The sequence below is a fragment of the Nostocoides jenkinsii Ben 74 genome (assembly GCF_001046875.1).
Classification (GTDB): Bacteria; Actinomycetota; Actinomycetes; order Actinomycetales; family Dermatophilaceae; genus Nostocoides_A; species Nostocoides_A jenkinsii.
This window is the reverse complement of the sequence record NZ_HF571038.1, coordinates 3,691,719-3,694,710: the sequence shown is the minus strand read 5'-3', so window position 1 is coordinate 3,694,710 and position 2,992 is coordinate 3,691,719. Positions and strand designations below refer to the sequence as shown.

General features: G+C 69.0%; 5 protein-coding genes. 1 reads left to right on the top strand and 4 read right to left on the bottom strand.

From position 1 onward, the window contains the following. Window positions 1–37: 37 nt before the first annotated feature. The 4 genes from rplI to rpsF all read right to left on the bottom strand — a co-directional run bounded on the left by rplI (window position 38) and on the right by rpsF (window position 1,816). The gene (gene rplI, locus BN13_RS17615; RefSeq protein ID WP_048548530.1) at window positions 38–484 is read right to left on the bottom strand and encodes a 50S ribosomal protein L9; all 447 of its coding nucleotides are present in this window, start codon (window positions 482–484) and stop codon (window positions 38–40) included. 21 nt (window positions 485–505) lie between these two features. Beyond that, the gene (gene rpsR, locus BN13_RS17610; protein ID WP_048548528.1) at window positions 506–742 is read right to left on the bottom strand and encodes a 30S ribosomal protein S18; all 237 of its coding nucleotides are present in this window, start codon (window positions 740–742) and stop codon (window positions 506–508) included. A gap of 158 nt (window positions 743–900) precedes the next feature. Beyond that, window positions 901–1,515: a single-stranded DNA-binding protein gene (locus tag BN13_RS17605; RefSeq protein ID WP_048548527.1), complete on the bottom strand. Its 615-nt coding sequence runs from the start codon at window positions 1,513–1,515 to the stop codon at window positions 901–903. Between the two features lie 13 nt (window positions 1,516–1,528). After that, window positions 1,529–1,816, bottom strand: coding sequence for a 30S ribosomal protein S6 (gene rpsF, locus BN13_RS17600; RefSeq protein ID WP_048548524.1), 288 nt, complete (start codon window positions 1,814–1,816; stop codon window positions 1,529–1,531). 185 nt (window positions 1,817–2,001) lie between these two features. Here rpsF and BN13_RS17595 point away from each other — a divergent pair, with 185 nt between their 5' ends. Then, window positions 2,002–2,985, top strand: a complete 984-nt coding sequence (locus tag BN13_RS17595) for a phosphotransferase family protein (RefSeq protein WP_048548523.1) — start codon at window positions 2,002–2,004, stop codon at window positions 2,983–2,985. Window positions 2,986–2,992: the final 7 nt, after the last annotated feature.

Below are 2,992 nucleotides of genomic sequence, written 5' to 3'. Positions count from 1 at the left end.
GGCGCGTTGACGACGGCGGGCGTCGGTGCCGGGCGGATCAGCCGGCGACGACGTCCAGCTTCAGGCTGGCCTGGACCTCGGGGTGCAGGCGCACCAGCGCGGCGTGGCTGCCGACGGCCTTGATGGGCGTCGGGAGCTCGATCTTGCGCTTGTCCAGCGACGGACCACCGGCGGCCTTGACCGCGGCCGCGATGTCGGCGGTGGAGACGGCGCCGAAGAGGCGGCCTTCCTTGCCGGCGTGCGCGGTGACCGTGACGGTGCTGGACTCGAGGTTGCCCTTGATGGACTTGGCCTCTTCGAGCGACTTCACGGCGCGGGTCTCGCGACCCTTGGCGATGGCGTCGACCTGGGCCTGGCCGCCCTTCGTCCACGCGGTGGCCAGGCCACGGCGGAAGAGGAAGTTGCGGGCGTAGCCGTCCTTGACGTCAACGACGTCACCGGCGGCGCCGAGGCCGGAGACCTCGTGGGTGAGGATGACCTTCATGTCTGTCTCCTTGTATGACGCTCAGCGGCTGGAGCTGCTGTAGGGCAGCAGCGCCATCTCGCGGGCGTTCTTGACGGCGTTGGCGATGAGGCGCTGCTCCTGGACCGAGACACCGGTCACGCGGCGGGCGCGGATCTTGCCGCGGTCGGAGATGAACTTGCGCAGCAGCTGCGCGTCCTTGTAGTCGATGTTCTCGATCTTCGCGGACTTGAGGGGGTTGGCCTTCTTCTTCGGCCGACGCACAACGGGCTTAGCCATCGTGGTGCTCTCCTTCTAGGTGAGAGCCCGAGCGTTCAACTCGGGATGGTGAATTGCTGAATGTTTGGACTGCGGCTTTCTCGACGATGCGCCGAGTGCGAGCTGCGTTGCGAAGCACGCAGATCGCACAAGGCGAGGAGGAGAGAAAGCCAACGGAATCAGAAGGGAGGTTCGTCATAGGCCGGGGGTGCACCCCAGCCGCCGCCCTGGCCGCCTTGACCACCCTGGTTGCCTTGGTTGGAACCCCAACCGCCGCCACCCTGGTTGCCACCGGAGCCGGAGCCGGAACCGGAACCGGAACCGGAGTTCCACGAACCGCCCCCTTGGTTGCCGCCCTGGTTGCCACCGGAGCCGGAGCCCTGGGACGACCACGGGTCCTCCTGGGACCCGCCGCCACCGCCGCCGCTGCGCTGTGTGCGGTTGACCTTGGTCGTGGCATAGCGCAGCGAGGGGCCGATCTCGTCGACCTCCATTTCGACGACCGTGCGCTTCTCGCCTTCCTTGGTCTCGTAGGACCGGGACCGCAAGCGGCCGGTCACCAGGACGCGGGTGCCCTTGTGGAGGGACTCAGCGACGTTCTCGGCGACTTCGCGCCATACGGAACACCGCATGAACAGCGTTTCGCCGTCCTTCCATTCGTTGCTCTGCCGGTCGAAGGTGCGCGGCGTCGAAGCGACGGTGAAGTTGGCGACCGCCGCACCCGAGGGGGTGAAGCGCAACTCCGGGTCACCGGTCAGGTTGCCGATGATCGTGAGGGTGGTCTCGCCGGCCATGTCGCTCCTCGTCTCAGGCGTCGGCGCGCAGCAGCTTGGTGCGCAGGATGGCCTCGGAGAGGCCGAGCTGGCGGTCCAGCTCCTTGGCCGTCGCGGGCTCAGAGGTGAAGTTGGCGACGACGTAGCTGCCTTCGTCCTTCTTCTTGATCTGGAAGGCCAAGCGGCGACGTCCCCAGACGTCAAGCTTGTCAACCGTGCCGCCGTCGTTCTTGACGACGGTGAGGAACTTCTTGATGGTGGGGCCGACCTGACGGTCGTCGATCTCGGGGTCCAAGATGACCATGAGTTCGTACTGACGCATGCGAAAAACCCGCCTCCTTTGGTCTAAAAGCGGTCACGGTCCTTCCGTGACAGGAGGGTTCATGCTTGCCCGGCGGGATGCGCACCCCTGGTGGGCGGCGGCCGAACCTGACAAGGGTACCCGGTGGCGCCCGCGTAATCGAAATCGCTTGCCTCGCCCTGCCTCGGCCTGGCTTCCTTGGACGTATGCCGCTTCCTCCCGTCGACTACCTCCGCACCTCCCGCCGGGCGCGGTGGGCGGACCTGCCCGCGGTCGTCCACGCTGCGACGGCCCGGGCAGCCGGGTCGGCGGTCGTGGAGGCCGCGCTCCCCGTGGAGTCGGGGTTCACCAATGGGTATGCCGCGCCCCTCCTCCTCGCCGACGGCCGTCGCGTCTTCGTTAAGGCCGCCGGCCCTTCTCTGGGGTATGCCGTGGCCGGCCTCGCGCAGGAAGCCACTGTGCTGCCTCGCCTCGCCTCGCTCGCGTGTGCTCCCCGGCTGGTGGGCGTCGCGTCGGTGGCGGCCGCGGACGGCACCTGGTGGGTGCTCGTCCTGGAACACATCGACGGGCACCAACCCGGCGGGCCGTGGACGCCCCGCGATGCGTGGGCCGCGCACGACGCGTGCGCCGAGATCGCCGCCGTCGACCCGGGGTCGCTGGGATTCGAGTTGAGTTCACTCGTGTCGGATGTGTTGTCGGACACCGTGATCCACAGCGTCTTTGACGACGCTGCCGCGGGGCGCCTGGCGTGGCCGGTCGGCGTCGCCCGCCCGGCACCGGCGGCTTTCGATGATGCGTCGAGGCTCTTGGGGCGGGCCGGGGACGCACTGCTCGGCGATCGGCTCAGCCACGCCGACCTCCGGGCCGACAACCTGCTCATCAGCGCCGGCCGGGCCCGCGTGCTGGACTGGAACTGGGTCTCGCTCGCCCCCGGGTGGGCCGACTTCGCGGGCCTGCTGCCCTACCTGTGGGCCGACGGGATCGCCCCCGAGACCTTCGCGGCGGGTCTTTTGGACGGTGTGGACCCCGAGGCGGTGGATTCGTTCTTGGCCGTGCTCGCGGCATACCTGATCTCGGGCGGGGCGCGGCCGGACGAGCCCGGCATGACCCCGTCGCTGCGGCAGCATCAGCGCTACACCGCCCAGATCACCCTGGACCTCCTGGCGCACCGCCGCCGCTGGCCCGCCTGACCAGCCA